Below are 19,272 nucleotides of genomic sequence, written 5' to 3'. Positions count from 1 at the left end.
GTGGTTCGGGAAGGGCCCGGTCTGCGCTGCGCAGGCCGGGCCTTTCTCATGCACCGCCTGGGGTTACTGCAGTCAACCCGCGTAAAAGGGGCGGGGCCCCGGACCGAAGTCCGGGGCCCCGCCCCTTTGAACGCTGCCGACGCCTAAGGCGTACTACTCACCGTGCCCGGTGCTCAGTTGTCGTCCTCGTCGATCAGGAACCCGCGCATCGGCGAGGGTGCCTGACCCATCGGGGACGGGCCCTGCGGGCGGACCGGAGCCATGGGCTGGGTCATGGCCGGGGTCATCTGCTGCTGACCGCCGTAGGACGGGGCGGACGGAGCGGGGTTGCCGCCCATCGTCTGGTTGCCGCCGTAGGACGGGGCGCTCGCGCCGGCCGGAGCCATGGAAGGCGCCGGGGACGGCGGCAGGGACGCGGTGGCCGGGGTGCGCGGCGGAGCCAGGGAGTCGTCGGCCTGGGTCTCCAGCTGGCGCAGCTGGGACTCGAGGTACGACTTCAGGCGCGTGCGGTACTCGCGCTCGAAGCCGCGCAGGTCCTCGACCTTGCGCTCCAGCGTGGCGCGGGCGGACTCCAGGGAGCCCATCGCGACGCGGTGCTTCTCCTGCGCGTCCCGCTCCAGGGCGTCGGCCTTGGCACGGGCGTCACGCTCCAGACCCTCGGCGCGGCTGCGGGCCTCGCCGACGATCTTGTTGGCCTCGGAGCGGGCCTCGGCGATCGCCTGGTCGGCGGTCTGCTGGGCCAGCGAGAGGACTCGGGCGGCGCTGTCGCCACCGGGGCCCTGACCGGGGCCGCCCATCGGACCGCCCATGGGGCCGCCCATCGGACCACCCATCTGCTGCTGCATGGGGGGCTGACCGCCCATCGGGCCCTGGCCCATGGGTCCCTGACCCATCGGACCCTGACCCATGGGGCCCTGGCCCATCGGCCCCTGGCCCATCGGACCGGGACCCTGCGGACCACCCTGACCACCGCCGGGACCGGCGGGCAGCTGCGGGGCACCGCTCGGCAGCTGGGGCGGGCCACCCATGGGGCCGCCCATCTGCTGCTGCGGCGGGCCCGATATCCCGGCGGGCACCGGCGCGCCGGGACCTCGCATGCCCTGCTGCTGAGGGTGCTGCTGCTGGTCCTGCTCCGGCGGGCCCTTGCGCATGTTCTGCTGGTTCTGCGCGGCCGCACGGGTGGCCGCGGCCAGCTTGGCGCGCAGGTCCTCGTTCTCGCGGAGCAGACGGGTCAGCTCGGCTTCGACCTCGTCGAGGAAGGCATCGACCTCGTCCTCGTCATAGCCTTCTCGGAGGCGGACGGTCGTGAACTGCTTGTTCCGCACGTCCTCGGGGGTCAACGGCATCTCTTCACCTCAACGTAGTCATCGGCAGTCGGCAAGACCGTATCGTCCACCCTCATCACACGAAGCTCCCCGTGATGGAGAGGAGGATGTAGACGATGATCATCAGTACGAAGAAGGACAGGTCGAGCGCCACGCCCCCGAGACGCAGCGGCGGGATGAACCGCCGCAGAAGCTTCAACGGTGGATCGGTGACAGTGTAGGTGGCCTCCAGTACGACCACCATCGCCTTGCCGGGTTGCCACGAGCGGGCGAACTGGAACACATAATCCATGACGAGCCGGAAAATGAGCACGGCGAGGAACGCCAACAGCGCGATGTGGACCACCTGTGCGAACACGCTCATGGCCTGCGCTTCCCTCTCCCCTGCTCCGTGCTCTTCCGAACGTCGATCTGGTCGTGCGTCTCAGCTCTGGTTGAAGAACCCGCCCTCTGCGATGCGGGCCTTGTCCTCCGCCGTGACATCGACGTTAGCAGGAGACAACAGGAACACCTTCTGCGTCACCCGCTCGATGCTGCCGTGAAGACCAAACACCAAACCGGCCGCAAAGTCGACAAGTCGCTTCGCGTCTGTGTCGTCCATCTCAGTCAGATTCATGATCACCGGGGTGCCCTCACGGAAGTGTTCCCCGATGGTACGGGCCTCGTTGTAGGTCCGGGGGTGAAGCGTGGTGATCCGGTAAGGCTCTCGCTCGGACACAACCTTGGGCATGATCACCGGTGCGTTCTTCTCGAGGGACTGACGTTCTTGTGTGATGGATGCCACGGGCGCGATCCGCGCCGGACGTCCGGATTCCGCGGCGAGCGAAGTCGAACGGGCCACCGGCTCGCGCGGCGCGGGCGGTTGCACGATTCGCACCTCTTCGTCCCTTTGGGACTGGTGTGCGCTGTGCGACTGGTGTGACGATTCGTGCCGCCGGTGGTCCCGCTCCGGCTCCGGGTCCAACTCGGGTTCGAAGTCGTCGTCGGGATCGAATCCGCGGCCGTCGTACCCATCGTCCTCCACGAGGCCGAGGTAGACCGCCATCTTGCGCATCGCGCCGGCCATTCTCTGAGTCCTCCGCTCTGTGGTGGATCGGCTGACGACTGCCAAGTGCCCGCGATCCACGTGGTCGTTGTGCTCGCCTTCGCGCGCATTGACCATATTTTCTGCTGTGGTCCGACTTCCTGGCGACGTTACCCGAGCCTGGGGCGGACTCCGAGTACCGCGGTGCCGACGCGCACATGTGTCGCCCCGGCGGCCACGGCCTGTTCGAGGTCCGCACTCATCCCTGCCGACACCATGGTTGCAGCCGGATGGGCTCGGCGCAGGTCAGTCGACAAATCCATGAGCCGCTCGAACGCCGCCTGTTCGCGCCCCGCGTACTCCCCGGCGAGCGGCGCGACGGTCATCAGACCGTCGAGCCGCAGTCCCGGCGCCGCACCGACGAGGTCGGCCAACTCTTCGATTCCGTCCGGTCCGACGCCACCGCGCTCGCCCCGGCCGCCGGCCCCCGCGTCGAGCGCGACCTGGACCAGGCAGCCCACCTCACGCCCGGCCCGCACCGCCTCCTTCGACAGGGCCGTGACGAGACGGGAACGGTCCACGGACTGCACGACATCGGCGTAACCGACCACGGAACGCACCTTGTTGGTCTGCAACTGGCCGACAAAATGCCACTTAAGCGGCAGATCCGCACACGCGGCGGCCTTCGGCGCGGCATCCTGGTCGCGGTTCTCGGCGACATGGCGCACACCGAGTTCCGACAGGATCCGCACATCGCTCGCCGGGTAGGTCTTGGTGACCACGATGAGGGTCACCTCCTCCCGCTCGCGCCCGGCCGCGATGCACGCGGCGGCGATGCGCTCCTCCACTTTCGCCAGATTTGCGGCGAGTTCGGTCTTACGGTCCGTCATGCCCATCAGTCCAGCCAGACATAGCCCGCGAGCCGCCCGGTGGTGCGGTCACGGCGGTACGAGAAGTGGTCCTCCGACTCCAGCGTGCACACCGGCGATTGCGCCCGGTCGCACACCCCGAGCCGGTCGAGCTGCGCGAGCACGCCGGCGCTCACGTCGACCGCGGGCGTGCCCCAGCTCGTCTCGGCGTACGCCGCCGGCTCGACGGCGCCCACCTCGGCGCGCATCGCCTCCGGCACCTCGTAGCACCGGCCGCACACCGCGGGTCCGGTGCGGGCGACGATCCGGCCGGGCTCGGCGCCGAGTTCGGCCATGGCCCGTACGGCGGCGGGGACGATCCCCTTGACCATGCCGGGCCGGCCCGCGTGGGCCGCGGCGGCGATCCCGGCGACCGGGTCGGCCAGCAGCACCGGCACGCAGTCGGCGGTGAGGACGGCGAGGGCGAGCCCGCGGCGGACGGTGACGATCGCGTCGACCTCCGGCACGGGACGCTCGCCCCACGGTTCGTCCACGACGGCCACGTCGGCGCCGTGCACCTGGTTCATCCAGACGACCCGGCCCGGTTCGAGGCCGAGTGACTTGGCGGCGATGTCCCGGTTGGCCCGTACGGCCCCGGGGTCGTCGCCGACCGCGCCGCCGAGGTTCAGCTCCTCATACGGAGCGGCGCTCACCCCGCCCCACCGGTCGGTGAAGGCGAAGTGCGCGCCGCTCACGCTCTCGCGCCGTCCTATCACTTCAGGAAATCCGGCACGTCCAGCTCCTCGGCGGCGCTGTCCGCGTAGCTGCGCGGGGCCGGGGGCATCGCCGGAGCGGCCGGGAGGTCGGCCACCGGCTCGGGCGCCGGCTCGGGCTCCTCCTTCGGCGTCACGCTGCCGAGCGAGCCGAAGGTCGGCCGGCTGGGCTCGGACTGCCGTACCGGAGCGGGCTCCTCGCGGCGGGTGGACGCCGACGCCGAGGCCGAGCCGATGACGTTGTCCCGGCGGGCCGGCGGCTGGCCGCCGTCGAAACCGGCCGCGATCACGGTGACCCGGACCTCGTCGCCGAGGGCGTCGTCGATGACCGCGCCGAAGATGATGTTGGCCTCCGGGTGGGCGGCCTCGCTGACCAGCTGGGCGGCCTCGTTGATCTCGAACAGGCCGAGGTCGGAGCCGCCGGAGATGGACAGGAGGACGCCGCGGGCGCCGTCGATGGACGCCTCGAGCAGCGGCGAGGAGATCGCCATCTCGGCCGCGGCCACCGCGCGGTCGTCGCCGCGGGCCGAGCCGATGCCCATGAGGGCCGAACCGGCCTCCGACATGACCGACTTGACGTCGGCGAAGTCGAGGTTGATCAGGCCGGGGGTGGTGATGAGGTCGGTGATGCCCTGGACACCGGAGAGCAGGACCTGGTCGGCGGACTTGAAGGCGTCCAGGACCGAGACCTGGCGGTCCGAGATGGACAGCAGCCGGTCGTTGGGGATGACGATGAGGGTGTCGACCTCTTCGCGCAGTTCGGCGATGCCGTCCTCGGCCTGGTTCGCGCGGCGCCGTCCCTCGAAGGTGAACGGGCGCGTGACCACGCCGATGGTGAGGGCGCCGAGCGAGCGCGCGATGTTGGCCACGACGGGCGCGCCGCCGGTGCCGGTGCCGCCGCCTTCACCGGCCGTCACGAAGACCATGTCGGCCCCCTTGAGGACCTCCTCGATCTCCTCGCGGTGGTCCTCCGCGGCCTTGCGGCCGACTGCCGGATTGGCACCGGCGCCGAGTCCGCGGGTGAGTTCACGGCCTACGTCCAGCTTGACGTCGGCGTCGCTCATCAACAGCGCCTGTGCGTCGGTGTTGATGGCGATGAACTCGACACCCTTGAGACCGACCTCGATCATCCGGTTGATGGCATTGACACCACCGCCGCCGACACCGATGACCTTGATGACTGCGAGGTAGTTCTGCGGTGCTGCCACGTCGAAGGCCTCTCGCCTCGAATTACGTTGCCGTCGCCGCGCGGTGCCCCGCGCCGGGACGGCAGATGCCGAATGGGACGGTCCGTAGCGCCGACCCGAACCCTAACCCTGAAGTTTAGGGTTACCAGTGTGTCTGTTCCCTGAAGTCTTCTGAACAGGACACTAAGTCGACAAGTGGCGCCCGTTCAACGAACACGCCGAACCTCCCGTTTTTCTTTTCACCCTATGTGATCAGCCATAGCAGTGCCCAACCAGGGTGCTGGCCTGCGCTGATGTGCGTCAACTCCCCGATGACGCAGGGGCGGTGGGGACACTGACATCGAAGTGCCGTGCGCCGGGAGCTGCTTTCATGAGAGCTGTGAGGGCCCGTGCCTTGGCACGGCCGCTCTCGCTGCTGCCCCATGCCACCACGCGGCCGTCGCCCAACTTCAGCGAGATGTCGTCGTAGGAACGGACTTGGACGGTCCGGGTGTCCGCGGCGACCGCGGCCGGCAGGTCACCGGCGACCCGGACCGCCTCGCGCACCAGCCGGTCGATGCCGAAGCGCCTCAGGCTCGCGGCCGCGGAACCCTTGCGGGAGACGGACAATTCCAGGGCCGGAATGCCTTTCGGTGCCTGCGAAACCGTAGCGAACCGGACACCTTCGCCGTCGACTTCGACGAACTTCCCGTCGTTTCCCAGCAGCAGAACCGGAGTGCGCTCGGTCACTTTCAGGCCGATTCCATGCGGCCAGGAGCGAACCACGTCAACCGTGTCAATTCGGGGCAATTTTTGGCGAAGTCGGGCTTGGATGCCGTCGGTGTCGACGGACACCATCGGCACCCCGACCGGTACGTCGGCCACGTCGCGCACCTCGGCGGGGGTCAGCACGCGCGTGCCGGACACCGAGACGTGCTCGACGCGCAGCCAGCTCGAGCCGTACAACACCCAAGTGACACCGGCCCCGAGGAGCAGGGCGGTGACGGCCAGGATGACGATCGTACGAAGGCGCGCTCTTCCGAACCGCCGGGCGGACGGCGGGCCGGACGACTCCTGCTGGCGTTCCCCGCGCTCGGCGGTCGTCGGTCCGGCCACGCTCACTGCCCTTTCGTCATACGGTCCTAACGGCGCGAGGCGATCGCCTCGTACACCATGCCGACGAGCAACTCGTCGGCGTCCCGGCGGCCGAACTCGCTCGCCGAGCGGGACATCTCGTACAACCGGTGCGGATCGGCCAGCACGGGCAGGACGTTCTGCTGTACCCACTCGGGTGTCAGTTCCGCGTCGTCGACGAGGAGTCCGCCACCGGCCTTCACCACCGGCTGGGCGTTGAGCCGCTGTTCGCCGTTGCCGATGGGCAGCGGGACGTAGGCGGCCGGGAGTCCGACGGCGGAGAGTTCGGCGACGGTCATCGCGCCCGCGCGGCAGAGCATCATGTCGGCCGCGGCGTACGCGAGGTCCATCCGGTCCAGGTAACTTACCGGGATGTAGGGCGGCATACCCGGCATCTGGTGCACCTGCGGCAGTTCGTTCTTCGGGCCGACCGCGTGCAGGATCTGGATGCCGGCCTGCTGGAGCCACGGGGCGACCTGCTGGACGACCTCGTTGAGGCGCCGGGCGCCCTGCGAGCCGCCGGTGACGAGCAGCGTCGGCAGGTTCGGGTCGAGCCCGAACATCGCACGGGCCTCCGGGCGGGCCGCGGCCCGGTCCAGGGTGGCGATGGAGCGGCGCAGCGGGATGCCGATGTAACGCGCGTCACGCAGCTTGCTGTCCGGGGTGGAGACGGCGACCCGGGCCGCGTACCGCGAGCCGATCTTGTTGGCCAGGCCGGGGCGGGCGTTGGCCTCGTGGATCACGATGGGCACGCCGAGCCGCTTGGCGGCCAGGTAGCCGGGCAGGGCGACATAGCCGCCGAAGCCCACCACGACGTCCGCCTTGGTGCGCTCCAGGATCTGCTCGGCGGCCTTGATGGTGCCGCGCAGCCGGCCCGGGACGGTGATCAGCTCGGGCGTGGGCTTGCGGGGCAGCGGCACGGCTGGGATCAGCGCCAGCTCGTAGCCGCGCTCCGGGACGAGCCGGGTCTCCAGGCCGCGCTCCGTGCCCAGGGCCGTGATTCCCACGGTCGGGTCCTGCCTGCGCAGGGCGTCCGCGAGGGCGAGCGCGGGCTCGATGTGGCCGGCGGTCCCCCCACCGGCGAGTACGACATGCACCGAAATTCACCGCTCTCCGGACGAGCGCGCCACCGAGGCACGCCGTCTCATCGTGTTCCATCTCCGGGGACTCCGACCGGACCCGGAGCCCCCGGCTCCCCGCTTTCTACCAAAGCGAGGTTGCCGCATCGCAAGCGCCGCCCGCGCAGCGGGCTCGTCGCGCGCGAAGGCGATCATCAGCCCGATGGCGAACATGGTCGGCAGCAGGGCGGATCCTCCGTAGGAGAACAGCGGGAGGGGGACACCGGCGATCGGCAGCAGACCGAGCACCGCACCCATGTTGATCACCGCCTGGGCGGTGATCCAGGTGGTCACGCCTCCCGCGGCGTACCTCACGAAGGGGTCCTCCGTGCGTCCGGCCACGCGGATACCCGCATAGCCTAGAGCCGCGAACAGGGCGAGCACCGACAGCGTCCCCGCGAGACCCAGTTCCTCACCGGTGACGGCGAAGATGAAGTCCGTGTGGGCCTCCGGCAGTTGGCCCCATTTTTCCACACTCGCGCCGAGGCCGGAGCCGAAGAATCCGCCGGAGGCGAGGGCGTAGATCCCGTGGGCGCCCTGCCAGCACATGTCGCCGGGTCCGGGGTCGGTGGCCGCGATGCAGTTGAGGCGGGCCAGCCGGTGCGGGCTGGTCTCGATGGCGATGGCGCCGAGCACCACGGCGACGCCCAGCACCCCGGAGAACAGCCGGGTCGGCGCCCCGGCGAGCCACAGCAGCCCGAACAGGATCGCCGTCAGGATGATCGTCGTCCCCATGTCGCCGCCGAGCATGATCAGTCCGAGCAGCATGAAGGCGACCGGCACGAGCGGCACCAGCATGTGTTTCCACTGGTTCAGCAGCTTCTTCTCCTGCTTGCGGGCGATCAGGTCCGCGCCCCACAGCACCAGGGCGAGCTTGCCGAACTCGCTGGGCTGGATCTGGAAGGAGCCGCCGAGGGAGATCCAGTTCTGGTTGCCGTTGACCGCCATCCCTATCCCGGGCACCTGCACCAGGACCATCAGGAACACGGCACCGGCGAGGATCGGGTAGGCCAGCGCCCGGTGCAGCTTCACCGGCATGCGCGAGGCCATGAACAGCAGGACACCGCCCATCACGGCGGCCAGCAGCTGCTTGCGGAAGAAGTACGACCCCGGCAGGGACATCTGCAGCGCGGTGATCTGGGAGGCCGAGTAGACCATCACCAGGCCCAGCACGGTGATCAGCACGCTGCCGCCGAGGATCAGGTAGTAGGCGGTCAGCGGCCGGTCCCAGGCCTTGCGCATGCGCGTGTAGAGCCGCTGGAAGGGGTGCTCACGCGGCGGCCGCGGGACGGCGGGACGGCGGGACGCCCGCTGCGCGGGCGGCCGGCCGGTACGGCTACTGGGCATCGGCGCCTCCACTGAACGTCGACCGTCCCACGCGTCCCTCCCAAGATCCGCCCGGCGGGCGGCCGGGGTCAGGCTCCGAGTTCGCGGACCGCCGCCGCGAACGCGTCACCGCGCTGGTTGTAGTTGGTGAACATGTCCATGGAGGCACAGGCCGGGGCGAGCAGCACCGTGTCGCCGGCGACCGCCAGCCGCTTCGCTTCCGTCACCGCCTGGAGCATCGCCCCAGTGTCGGTCCGGTCGAGGTCGACCACGGGTACTTCCGGGGCGTGTCGCGCAAGGGCGTCACGGATCAGCGCCCGGTCGGCACCGATGAGGACCACTGCGCGAAGTCGCTTTGCCGACTTGGCGACCAGCTCGTCGAAGGTCGCGCCCTTCGCCAGACCACCCGCAATCCATACGATCGACTCATATGCAGCCAACGAGGCTTCGGCGGCATGCGTGTTGGTCGCCTTGGAGTCGTCCACGTACGCGACCCCGTCGAGGTCGGCGACGTGCTCGATGCGGTGGGCGTCGGGGCGGAAGGCCCGCAGTCCGTCGCGTACGGCCGGGGCGGGCACCCCGAAGGCACGCGCGAGGGCCGCCGCGGCAAGGGCGTTGGCGATGTTGTGCGGGGCCGGCGGGTCGATGTCGGAGACCTCGGCCAGCTCCTGCGCGTTCTTCTGCCGGTTCTCGACGAAGGCACGGTCGACCAGGATGCCGTCCACGACGCCGAGTTGGGAGGGCGCGGGGGTGCCGAGGGTGAACCCGACGGCCCGGCAGCCCTCCTCGACGTCGGCCTCGCGGACCAGGTCCTCGGTGGCCCTGTCCTCGACGTTGTAGACGCAGGCGACCCGATTGCCCTCGTAGATACGGCCCTTGTCGCGCGCGTACGCCTCCATGGAGCCGTGCCAGTCGAGGTGGTCGGGCGCGATGTTCAGCACGACGGCGGAGTCCGCGCGCAGGGACGGCGACCAGTGCAGCTGGTAGCTGGACAGCTCGACGGCGAGGACGTCGTACTGCTCCTCGCCGAGGACGACGTCCAGCAGGGAGACCCCGATGTTGCCGACGGCGGCCGTGCGCAGGCCCGCCGCGGTGAGGATGGAGGCGAGCATCCGGACGGTGGTCGTCTTGCCGTTGGTGCCCGTGACGGCCAGCCAGGGGGCCGCTTTCCTGCCGTCCAGGCCGCGCAGGCGCCAGGCCAGCTCGACGTCGCCCCAGACGGGCACGCCCGCCTGCTCCGCCGCCAGGAACAGCGGCTTGTCCGGCTGCCAGCCGGGCGTGGTGACGATCAGCTCGGTGCCCTCCGGCAGGCTCGACCCGTCGCCGAGGCGCACGGTGATGCCGAGCGCCTCCAGTTCGGCGGCCTGCTCACGCGCGCGCGCGTCGTCGCCGTCGTTGACGACCGTGACGACGGCCCCGCGCGCGTGCAGAACCTTGGCCGCCGGGACGCCGGAGACACCTAGGCCGGCGACGACGACGTGCTTGCCCTGGAAGTCGAAGGGCTCCGAGGTGGAGGTCACTTGTCCGCTGCCCATCCTGCATAGAAGAGGCCCAGTCCGACGATCACACAGATGCCCTGAATGATCCAGAATCGGACCACCACCAGGACTTCGGACCAGCCCTTGAGTTCGAAGTGGTGCTGCAGTGGCGCCATCCGGAAGACACGCCTTCCGGTGAGCCGGAAGGAACCGACCTGGATGACGACCGACATGGTGATGAGGACGAACAGGCCGCCCATGATGGCCACCAGCAGCTCCGTGCGGGAGAGGATGGCCAGACCGGTGAGGACACCACCGAGGGCGAGCGAGCCGGTGTCGCCCATGAAGATCTTCGCCGGCGAGGTGTTCCACCACAGGAAGCCCAGGCAGGCACCCATCAGCGCGGAGGCGACCACCGCGAGGTCGAGCGGGTCGCGCACCTCGTAGCAGGCGGCCGGATTCGTCAGCGTCTGCGCGTTGGCGCAGGACTCCTGGAACTGCCAGACACCGATGAAGGTGTAGGCGCCGAAGACGAGCACGGAGGCACCGGTGGCCAGACCGTCCAGGCCGTCGGTGAGGTTCACGCCGTTCGACATCGCGAGGATCATGAACAGCGCCCAGATCACGAACAGCACCGGGCCGATCGACCAGCCGAAGTCGGTGATGAAGGACAGTTTGGTGGACGCCGGGGTGTTGCCGCGCGCGTCCGCGAACATCAGCGACAGCACCGCGAAGGAGATGCCGACGATCAGCTGGCCGGCCATCTTCGCCTTGGCCCGCAGGCCCAGCGAACGCCGCTTGACGATCTTGATGTAGTCGTCGAGGAAGCCGACCAGGCCCATGCCGAACATCAGGCCGAGCACCAGCAGGCCGGAGTAGGTGGGCGGGTAACCGGTGATGAGCTTGCTCAGGAAGTACGCGGCGATCGTCGCCAGGATGAAGGCGATACCGCCCATGGTCGGCGTACCGCGCTTGCTGGCGTGCTCGCGCGGGCCGTCGTCACGGATGTACTGGCCGTAGCCCTTGCGGGCGAGGAGCTTGATCAGCAGCGGGGTGCCGATCAGCGTCAGGAAGAGGCCAATGACTCCTGAGAACAGGATCTGCTTCATCATCGGGCGGCAACCTCGCCCTCGGCACCGGCCTCGAGCAGCGCCTGGGCAACGCTCTCGAGCCCCACCGAACGGGACGCCTTCACGAGCACGACGTCCCCCGGGCGCAACTCGCTGCGCAACAGGTCGATCGCCGCCTGTGCGTCGGACACGTGCACCGACTCCTCACCCCACGAACCCTCGTTATATGCGCCCAGTTGCAGCCAGGAGGCCTCAATCCCCCCGACCGCGACGAGCTTGCTGACGTTGAGCCGGACGGCGAGCCGTCCGACGGCGTCGTGCTCGGCGAGCGCCTCGTCCCCCAGCTCGGCCATCTTGCCGAGCACCGCCCACGTGCGGCGCCCCTTGCCCATGGCCGCGAGCGCCCTCAGGGCGGCCCGCACGGACTCGGGGTTGGCGTTGTAGGCGTCGTTGACGATGGTCACGCCGTCCGGTCGCTCGGTGACCTCCATGCGCCAGCGGGAGAGGGTGCCCGCCTCGGAGAGCGCGGTGGCGATCTCAGCTACGGACATGCCCAGCTCATGGGCGACGGCGGCCGCGGCGAGCGCGTTCGACACGTGGTGCTCACCGTACAGGCGCATGGTCACATCACATGCACCGGAGGGTGTGTGAAGCCTGAAGGACGGCTGTCCACTGTCCGTGAGTCGCACGTTCTCGGCGCGTACGTCCGCTTCGGCCGACTCTCCGAAAAGGACCACCTTCGCCTTGGTACGCGAGGCCATGGCCCTGACCAGCGGGTCGTCCGCGTTGAGGATCGCGGCGCCGTCCTCGGGGAGAGCTTCGACGATCTCGCCCTTGGCCTCGGCGATCTGCTCGCGGCCGCCGAACTCGCCGATGTGGGCGGTGCCGACGTTGAGGACCAGGCCGATCTTCGGCGGGGTCAGGCCGGCGAGGTAGCGGATGTGTCCGATGCCGCGGGCGCCCATCTCCAGCACCAGGAACCGGGTCTCCTCGGTGGCGGACAGGGCGGTCAGCGGCAGCCCGATCTCGTTGTTGAGCGAACCGGGCGTGAACACCGTCGGCGCCTTGTGCCGGAGCACCTGCGCGATCAGGTCCTTGGTGCTGGTCTTGCCGGCCGAGCCGGTCAGGGCGACGAGCGTCGCGCCGAGCCGGCGTACGACGTGCCGGGCGAGGGCGCCGAGGGCGCTCTGCACGTCCTCGACCACGATCGCCGGTACACCGACCGGGCGCGACGCCAGCACGGCGACCGCGCCCGCCTCGACCACCTGCGGCGCGAAGTCGTGGCCGTCCACGCGCTCGCCGACGAAGGCGGCGAACAGGCTGCCGGGCACCACCTCGCGGGAGTCCCGGACGACCGGTCCGGTGACCTGGACGGACGGATCCGGTATGTCGTGCGTCTGCCCGCCGACGACTGCTGCGATCTCGGCGAGGGAGAGGGCGATCACAAGTTCATCCCCTGGGTCTTCTGGATTTTCATCCCTGGGTCTTCTGGATGGCTGCGCGGAGCACCTGGCGGTCGTCGAAGGGACGGACCACGCCGGCGATGTCCTGGCCCTGCTCGTGGCCCTTGCCCGCGACCAGCACGGTGTCGCCGGGCGCGGCGCGGCCGACGGCGGCGGCGATCGCCGCGGCCCGGTCCTCGAAGAGGAGCACCTCGCCGCGCTCGTACGCGGGCACGGAGGCCGCACCCTCGAGCATGGTCGCGAGGATCGCGAGCGGGTCCTCGGAGCGGGGGTTGTCGGAGGTCAGTACGGCCGTGTCGGCGAGTCGGGCCGCGGCGGCCCCCATCGGCGCGCGCTTGGTCCGGTCGCGGTCGCCGCCGCACCCGAGGACGACGTGCAGGCGGCCCTTGGTGACCTTGCGCAGCGCCTTGAGCACGGACTCGACCGCGTCGGTCTTGTGGGCGTAGTCCACGACCGCGAGGTAGGGCTGCCCGGCGTCCACGCGCTCCAGGCGGCCGGGGACGCCCGGGACGGCGGCGATGCCGTCGGCGGCGGTCTGCGGGTCGAGACCGGCGGCGGCGAGGGCGACGACGGCGGCGAGGGTGTTCGCCACGTTGAAGGGTCCGGCGATCGGCGACCTGGCGTGGATCCGCTCCCCGTTCGGGCCGACGACGGTGAACGTGGAGTCCATCGGGCCGACCTGGACGTCCTCGGCGCGCCAGTCGGCGTCGGGGTGGCCCTCGGCGGAGAAGGTGACGACCGGGACCGTGGCCTGCTCGGCGAGCCGGCGGCCGTACTCGTCGTCGGCGTTGATCACACCGAGTCTGCTGCGCTGCGGCGTGAACAGCTGCGCCTTGGCCTGGAAGTAGTCCTCCATGCCGGAGTGGAACTCCATGTGCTCCGGGCTGAGGTTGGTGAACACGGCGATGTCGAAGACACAGCCGTCGACCCGGCCGAGGACCAGGGCGTGGCTGGAGACCTCCATGGCGACCGCCTCGACCCCGCGCTCGCGCATGACGGCGAACAGGGCCTGCAGGTCGGTGGCCTCGGGGGTGGTGCGCTCGGACTTGATGCGCTCGTCGCCGATGCGCATCTCGACCGTGCCGACGAGACCGGTGGACTTCGCGGTCCGCAGCCCGCCCTCGACCAGGTAGGCCGTGGTGGTCTTGCCGGAGGTGCCGGTGATGCCGATCTGCAGCAGGTCGCGGCCCGGGCGGCCGTAGATCGTCGCCGCCAGTTCACCCATCCGCGCGCGCGGGTCGTCGACGACCAGGACCGGCAGTCCGGTCGCGGCGCTGCGCTCGGCGCCCGTCGGGTCGGTGAGCACGGCGGCGGCGCCGAGGCCGGCGGCCTGCGTGACGAAGTCGGCGCCGTGCAGGCGGGCGCCCGGGAGGGCGGCGTACAGGTCACCGGGGCGGACGGCGCGCGAGTCGTGGGTGATCCCCGTGATCTCGGCGGCGGCATCCGGAGCGGCGGCACCCAGCTGATCGGCCAGCTCCGCGAGGGGTGTGGCGGAGACCTGAACCGGTCGCGGCGGTCCCGGATATGTCACGGAAGCGCCCTTCTGGGTGGTTTGGGACTGATCAGCGTGTGGCACGGCGGTGAGCGTACCGGGCGCACCCGCTCCGGAGCGAAGCGAGGGGCTCGGGGCGCTTTGGTTCCCGGGGTCCGGAGTGATCGTTGTCACGAGTTCGTTCCTGGTGGTCTTGCCGCGGTGCGGGCGGTGCTGATCAGGGTTTGTAGTCGACGGGCAGGTTGGCGGCCGGCGCCCCGGTCGGCGGGACCTGGAGGGTCTTGAGGGCGAACTCCATCACCTGCTTGTAGATGGGACCGCAGATCTGGCCGCCGTAGTAGCTGCCGGAGGTGGCGTTCTGGATGGCGCAGTAGACGGTGATGCGGGGGTTGTCCGCGGGTGCGAAGCCGGCGAACGACGAGGTGTACCCGTGGTACTTGCCGGTGGCCGGATCCACACGGTTGGCCGTGCCGGTCTTGCCGGCGACGTTGTAGCCGGGGATGCGGGCCAGGTTGCCGGTGCCCTGCTCGTCGTCCACGACCGACTCCAGCATCTGGGCGAGCGTCCTGGCGGTCCTGCCGCTGACGACCCGTGTCTGCTGGGGCTTGGGCGCGGGCGTGAAGCGCCCGTCGGCGCCCTTCGTGCCGCGCACCAGGGTCGGCTCGACGCGGACCCCGCCGTTGGCGATGGTCGAGTACACGGAGGCGGCCTGCATGGCGTTGATGGAGAAGCCCTGGCCGAACGGAATCGTGTACTGCTGCGAAGTGGACCACTTCTGGTACGGCGCGAGGATGCCCCGGGTCTCACCGGGGAAGCCGAGCCCGGAGTAGCTGCCGATGCCGAACTTGCGCAGGTAGGAGTAGAGGACCTTGTCCGCCTCGCCCTGCGTCCTGCCGAGCTGGCCGGTGGCCAGGATGGTGCCGATGTTGCTGGACTTGGCGAGGACGCCGTTCAGCGTGAGGTGCCAGGTGTCGTGGTCGACGTCGTCGGAGAAGAGCCGGTCGCCGCGGTGCAGCCGGTTGGGCACGACGACGTGGGTGAGCGGGGTGGCCGCGTTCTCCTCCAGCACGGCCGCCATGGACATCACCTTGGCGGTGGAGCCGGGTTCGTAGGCGTCCTGGACGGCCGCGTTGCCCATGGCCGCGGCGTCCGCCTCGGCCAGGTTGTTGGGGTCGAAGCCGGGCGCGTCGGCCATGGCCAGGATCTGGCCCGTGCGGGTGTCCTGGACGACGACGTAACCGCGGTCCGCCCTGGACTTCTTCACCTGCTCGCTGATGGCGTTCTGCGCGGCCCACTGGATGTCGCGGTCGATGGTCAGCTCGACGTCGGCGCCGGGCACGGCCGGGATCTGGGTCGATCCCGCCGTGGGCACCTCGCGCCCGCCGGCCTGGGCGTAGCGGACCTGGCCGTCCTTGCCCGACAGCACCCTGTTCAGCTCCTGCTCGACGCCGCCGGCACCCTGGCCGTCGGCGTTGACCCAGCCCAGTATCCCGGCGGCCAGGTCGCCGTTGGGGTACACGCGCTGGCTGCTGGGGTCGGCGAAGACGCCGGCGAGCACGTTGACGGTGTTCTTGTCCGTCTGCGCCTTCGCGGTGAGCGCGCTCCTGAGGTCCTTGATCTGCTTCCAGACCTGGGGGGTCTGCCGGGTGGCGAGCCGGGTGTAGCGGGAGTTCCTGTTCGCGGGCCGCAGCTTCTTCACGATCGTGGCCTGGTCCTGCCCGAGGATCGGCGCGAGCAGCGCGGCGGCCTGTTCCGGGCCGTCGTCGATCTTCAGCTGCTTGGCACTGAACATCGTCGGGTCGGCCGTGATGTCGTACGCGTCCTCGCTGACGGCCAGCGCCACACCGTTGCGGTCGGTGATCCCGCCGCGCTCGGCGGTGAGGGTGTGCACGACATAACGGTTCTGGTCGGCGCGGGCGGCGTACTCGCTCGCGTCGACGGCCTGGACCTGGAACAGCCGCACGACGAAGGCGATCAGCACCAGGGTCAGGGTCAGGCTGACCAGGCGCAGCCGCGGTCGCGGGCTGCCGAGCCGGAGTTTGCGCTGGACCGGCGGCCGTGCGCCGCCGGGCCGGCGTACCGGCCGGGCACCGGGCACGGGCTGCCGCCGCACGGCGTTCCTCGGCCGCGGTGGCTTGACCGGCCCGGCCACACGACGCCGCGGCGGTTCCCTGTCGGACACTTCCGTCACCTGCCGGGGGTCGGGGTGGGCATGGGCTGAGGGTTCGAGAGCGACGCCGCCGCGCCTGCCGGGGCAGGGGCGGCCCCGGGCAGGCCACGCCGCGGCGGTTCCCTGTCGGACACTTCCCTCACCTGCCGGGGGCCGGGGTGGCGGCGGGCGGGGTGGTGGGGGCGGCGGTACGGCCTCCGCCGGGGTGGCGGGGGCGGGGTGCCCTGGGGCCGGGCCGGTGAGGCGGAGGGGGCCGCGGGCGCGGCCGGGGATGCGGAGAGGGCCGCGGCCGGGGTCATGGTCTCGGGGGCCACCGGGCCGGTGAGGGCGGCCGACTCGGGGGCGGCGCTCGGGACGCCCTTGACCGTGCCGCCGGGGCCGAGGAAGGCCGGGTCTCCGCCGGGCACCATGCCGAGTTCGCGGGCGCGGCGCTGGAGGGCGTCGGGCGAGGAGTAGGCGTCGATGTCCCGCTGGAGGGACTGTTCCTCGTCGGTGAGGCTCTTCGTCTGCTTCTGCAGGTCGGCGAGTTTGAACGAGCCTTCGCTGAGGGCGGAGTTCAGGACCAGCAGCCCGATGAGGCCGCCGCCGAGGACCAGGACGACGAGGAGGACGAACGGGGTCCGGGCCGCCCGCGCGCGGCCCGCCGGGAAGAGCCGGGCGAGCCGCGCGGCCCGTCCCCTCAGTTCGGGTTTCCTGCTCACTGCTCCCCCGTCTCCCTCACTCGGCGTCCTCCCTGATGCGCTCGGCCCCGCGCAGCCTCGCCGGTGCGGCCCGGCGGTTCTCGGCGACCTCTTCCTCGGTGGGAAGTTCGGCACCCCGGGTGAGCAGCTTGAGCCGCGGCTGGTAGCGCTCGGGCACGACCGGCAGCCCCGGCGGCGCGGTCGACGCGGCACCGGCCGCGAACACCTGCTTGACCAGCCGGTCCTCGAGCGAGTGGTACGACAGCACGGCGACCCGCCCGCCGACGTCGATGGCCTGCACCGCGGCCGGGATCGCCCGCTCCAGGACGGACAGTTCGCCGTTGACCTCGATGCGCAGCGCCTGGAAGGTGCGCTTGGCCGGGTTGCCGCCGGTGCGCTTGGCGGCCTGCGGCAGGGCGTCCCGGATCAGCTCCACGAGCCGGGCGCTGTTGCTGAACGGCTCCTTCTCACGCTCGCGCACGATCGCGGCCACGATCCGCTTGGCCTGCTTCTCCTCGCCGTACGCGCGCAGGATGCGCACGAGTTCGCCCGCCGGGTAGGTGTTGAGGACCTCGGCGGCGCTGACACCCGTCGTCTGGTCCATGCGCATGTCCAACGGCGCGTCCTGGGCGTAGGCGAAGCCGCGGCCGGCCTCGTCCAGTTGCATGGAGGAGACCCCGAGGTCGAACAGCACGCCCTGCACGCGCGCGATGCCGAGCCTGCGCAGCACCTCGGGCAGTTCGTCGTACACGGCGTGCACGAGGGTGGCGCGCTCGCCGAAGGGCGCCAGGCGCTCGCCGGACAGGCGCAGCGCCTCCTTGTCCCGGTCGAGGCCGATCAGCCGGACCTCGGGGAACCGGGTCAGCAGCGCCTCGCTGTGTCCGCCGAGGCCGAGGGTGCAGTCGACGACCACCGCTCCCGGCCGCTCCAGGGCGGGCGCCAGCAGATCCAGGCACCGCTGGAGCATCACCGGGACGTGTCGACTCTGGCTCAAAGGGGCCTCTCAGATCCTGCGGGCCGTACGCACCGCCGGGTCCCCGCCCGCTCGTGAAGAAGGAGGCCGGCCGGCGCCGGAAGCGTCAGCCGACCGGGAGCGGGAGGAGGCCGAGCCGTACGTACGCGCCGCGCACGCGGGGAGACGGTCCGGGTACGGTCCGGGGTCTCCGGGGGTTTCACCAGCAGGGAGAGCCACGTCTCCCGCTTCGCGTCACTTTAGTCCACCGTGTCTCGCGGTCAATCAACCGGCCTGCGCGTCGCGTACCGCATCACGGCGGGAGCCGCAATTCGACGGGATTCACCCGTGCGGACCAGGTTTGCCGTCCGTGTGGGTTAGCTCACAACAAGCCACCACGGCGTTCTTTGTCCGTCCTCACAGCGGGCCGAGACCACGGGTGACCAGTAACGTCATGACTATGACGACTTCCGCAGCAGTTCCCACTGGATCCGAAGGCGCCATAACCCACGGCGGCACCGTGACCGATCGCCTGGTCGAGGCCAACCAGCGGTACGCCGCCGAGTTCGCCGACCCGGGCATGGACGCACACCCCGTCCTCCGGGTCGCGGTCGTGGCCTGCATGGACGCCCGTCTCGACCTGCACCAGGCGCTCGGCCTGGCACTCGGCGACTGTCACACCATCCGCAACGCGGGCGGCGTGGTCACCGACGACGTGATCCGCTCCCTGACCATCAGCCAGCGGGCGCTCGGCACCCGCAGCGTCGTGCTCATCCACCACACCGGGTGCGGCATGGAGACCATCACCGAGGACTTCCGGCACGACCTGGAGATGGAGGTCGGCCAGCGGCCCGCCTGGGCGGTGGAGGCCTTCCGGGACGTCGACCAGGACGTGCGCCAGTCCATGCAGCGCGTGCGCACCTCGCCGTTCCTGGTGCACACCGACGACGTGCGCGGCTTCGTGTTCGACGTGCGCACCGGTCTGCTGCGCGAGGTCGACCCGGTCTGACCGGGTCCGCCGGCCGGCCGCCCCGAAGACACGGCGTCCTGCCGTACCGGCCCTGTCACACCATGCCTGTATCGAAAACCGGGTCGAAAAGGCCGCAAGGCCGACATCGTTCGGGCAGTTGTCCACAGGCGAGTGACACGAATCGGTAACGGCAGCAAGAATGCGTGGTGTGACGTCACGCGGAACCTTTCTCGTGTGGTGTCCGTGTTTCGGGGTGGGCCGGTTTCGCATCGCAGAGCGTCGG

At 70.6% G+C, this 19,272-nt stretch carries 17 protein-coding genes; 1 reads left to right on the top strand and 16 read right to left on the bottom strand.

The genetic code is table 11. The features are described from left to right. Positions 1–173: 173 nt before the first annotated feature. From A6P39_RS30340 to rsmH, 16 genes are all read right to left on the bottom strand, one after another. Positions 174–1,346, bottom strand: a complete 1,173-nt coding sequence (locus A6P39_RS30340; protein ID WP_067042597.1) for a DivIVA domain-containing protein — start codon at positions 1,344–1,346, stop codon at positions 174–176. A 55-nt stretch (positions 1,347–1,401) separates the two neighbouring features. Further along, positions 1,402–1,689, bottom strand: a complete 288-nt coding sequence (locus A6P39_RS30335; protein ID WP_067042594.1) for a YggT family protein — start codon at positions 1,687–1,689, stop codon at positions 1,402–1,404. A gap of 60 nt (positions 1,690–1,749) precedes the next feature. Further along, entirely contained in the window at positions 1,750–2,391 is a 642-nt protein-coding gene (locus A6P39_RS30330; RefSeq protein WP_023551436.1) for a cell division protein SepF, read from the bottom strand. Positions 2,392–2,519: 128 nt separating this feature from the next. Then, a complete protein-coding gene (locus A6P39_RS30325) occupies positions 2,520–3,239 on the bottom strand; it encodes a YggS family pyridoxal phosphate-dependent enzyme (protein WP_067042987.1) in 720 nt (239 codons plus the stop codon). Between the two features lie 5 nt (positions 3,240–3,244). Further along, on the bottom strand, positions 3,245–3,973 hold the full coding sequence (gene pgeF, locus A6P39_RS30320) for a peptidoglycan editing factor PgeF (RefSeq protein ID WP_067042591.1): 729 nt from the start codon (positions 3,971–3,973) through the stop codon (positions 3,245–3,247). Further along, positions 3,970–5,178 (bottom strand): cell division protein FtsZ, encoded by a 1,209-nt coding sequence (ftsZ, locus tag A6P39_RS30315; protein WP_067042588.1) that lies wholly within the window; start codon positions 5,176–5,178, stop codon positions 3,970–3,972. The genes pgeF and ftsZ overlap by 4 nt, the downstream gene beginning before the upstream one ends. Positions 5,179–5,457: 279 nt before the next feature. Next, the gene (locus tag A6P39_RS30310; RefSeq protein ID WP_067042983.1) at positions 5,458–6,252 is read right to left on the bottom strand and encodes a cell division protein FtsQ/DivIB; all 795 of its coding nucleotides are present in this window, start codon (positions 6,250–6,252) and stop codon (positions 5,458–5,460) included. Between the two features lie 26 nt (positions 6,253–6,278). Next, on the bottom strand, positions 6,279–7,367 hold the full coding sequence (murG, locus tag A6P39_RS30305; protein WP_067042585.1) for an undecaprenyldiphospho-muramoylpentapeptide beta-N-acetylglucosaminyltransferase: 1,089 nt from the start codon (positions 7,365–7,367) through the stop codon (positions 6,279–6,281). 6 nt (positions 7,368–7,373) lie between these two features. Next, positions 7,374–8,735 carry a putative lipid II flippase FtsW gene (gene ftsW / locus A6P39_RS30300; RefSeq protein WP_067042582.1) on the bottom strand — a complete coding sequence of 454 codons (1,362 nt, stop codon included), beginning with the start codon at positions 8,733–8,735 and terminating at the stop codon, positions 7,374–7,376. 68 nt (positions 8,736–8,803) lie between these two features. After that, positions 8,804–10,249 (bottom strand): UDP-N-acetylmuramoyl-L-alanine--D-glutamate ligase, encoded by a 1,446-nt coding sequence (gene murD, locus A6P39_RS30295; RefSeq protein WP_199840740.1) that lies wholly within the window; start codon positions 10,247–10,249, stop codon positions 8,804–8,806. Further along, positions 10,231–11,304: a phospho-N-acetylmuramoyl-pentapeptide-transferase gene (gene mraY / locus A6P39_RS30290; RefSeq protein WP_079133243.1), complete on the bottom strand. Its 1,074-nt coding sequence runs from the start codon at positions 11,302–11,304 to the stop codon at positions 10,231–10,233. The genes murD and mraY overlap by 19 nt, the downstream gene beginning before the upstream one ends. Then, the gene (locus A6P39_RS30285) at positions 11,301–12,707 is read right to left on the bottom strand and encodes a UDP-N-acetylmuramoyl-tripeptide--D-alanyl-D-alanine ligase (protein ID WP_067042574.1); all 1,407 of its coding nucleotides are present in this window, start codon (positions 12,705–12,707) and stop codon (positions 11,301–11,303) included. Before A6P39_RS30285 ends, mraY begins: the two co-directional genes overlap by 4 nt. A gap of 28 nt (positions 12,708–12,735) precedes the next feature. Further along, a complete protein-coding gene (locus A6P39_RS30280) occupies positions 12,736–14,256 on the bottom strand; it encodes a UDP-N-acetylmuramoyl-L-alanyl-D-glutamate--2,6-diaminopimelate ligase (protein WP_067042571.1) in 1,521 nt (506 codons plus the stop codon). 178 nt (positions 14,257–14,434) lie between these two features. Continuing rightward, on the bottom strand, positions 14,435–16,399 hold the full coding sequence (locus A6P39_RS30275) for a peptidoglycan D,D-transpeptidase FtsI family protein (RefSeq protein WP_275883925.1): 1,965 nt from the start codon (positions 16,397–16,399) through the stop codon (positions 14,435–14,437). Between the two features lie 5 nt (positions 16,400–16,404). Beyond that, positions 16,405–17,088 (bottom strand): septum formation initiator family protein, encoded by a 684-nt coding sequence (locus A6P39_RS30270; RefSeq protein WP_275883924.1) that lies wholly within the window; start codon positions 17,086–17,088, stop codon positions 16,405–16,407. Between the two features lie 16 nt (positions 17,089–17,104). Next, entirely contained in the window at positions 17,105–18,061 is a 957-nt protein-coding gene (gene rsmH / locus A6P39_RS30265; protein WP_079133242.1) for a 16S rRNA (cytosine(1402)-N(4))-methyltransferase RsmH, read from the bottom strand. A gap of 418 nt (positions 18,062–18,479) precedes the next feature. Between rsmH and A6P39_RS30260 the strand changes: the two genes are divergently transcribed. Then, on the top strand, positions 18,480–19,028 hold the full coding sequence (locus A6P39_RS30260) for a beta-class carbonic anhydrase (RefSeq protein WP_067042560.1): 549 nt from the start codon (positions 18,480–18,482) through the stop codon (positions 19,026–19,028). Positions 19,029–19,272 lie beyond the last annotated feature (244 nt).

The sequence above is a fragment of the Streptomyces sp. FXJ1.172 genome (assembly GCF_001636945.3).
Taxonomy (GTDB): Bacteria; Actinomycetota; Actinomycetes; order Streptomycetales; family Streptomycetaceae; genus Streptomyces.
Note: the sequence above shows the minus strand (reverse complement) of the source record. Positions and strands in the feature narration are given on the sequence as shown.

What these genes read in the sequence shown, in the direction of transcription:
- A6P39_RS30340 (WP_067042597.1), bottom strand. Translation starts at nt 1,346, where the DNA reads ATGCCGTTGACCCCCGAGGACGTGCGGAACAAGCAGTTCACGACCGTC.
- A6P39_RS30335 (WP_067042594.1), bottom strand. Translation starts at nt 1,689, where the DNA reads ATGAGCGTGTTCGCACAGGTGGTCCACATCGCGCTGTTGGCGTTCCTC.
- A6P39_RS30330 (WP_023551436.1), bottom strand. Translation starts at nt 2,391, where the DNA reads ATGGCCGGCGCGATGCGCAAGATGGCGGTCTACCTCGGCCTCGTGGAG.
- A6P39_RS30325 (WP_067042987.1), bottom strand. Translation starts at nt 3,239, where the DNA reads ATGACGGACCGTAAGACCGAACTCGCCGCAAATCTGGCGAAAGTGGAG.
- ftsW (WP_067042582.1), bottom strand. Translation starts at nt 8,735, where the DNA reads ATGCCCAGTAGCCGTACCGGCCGGCCGCCCGCGCAGCGGGCGTCCCGC.
- murD (WP_199840740.1), bottom strand. Translation starts at nt 10,249, where the DNA reads ATGGGCAGCGGACAAGTGACCTCCACCTCGGAGCCCTTCGACTTCCAG.
- mraY (WP_079133243.1), bottom strand. Translation starts at nt 11,304, where the DNA reads ATGATGAAGCAGATCCTGTTCTCAGGAGTCATTGGCCTCTTCCTGACG.
- A6P39_RS30260 (WP_067042560.1), top strand. Translation starts at nt 18,480, where the DNA reads ATGACGACTTCCGCAGCAGTTCCCACTGGATCCGAAGGCGCCATAACC.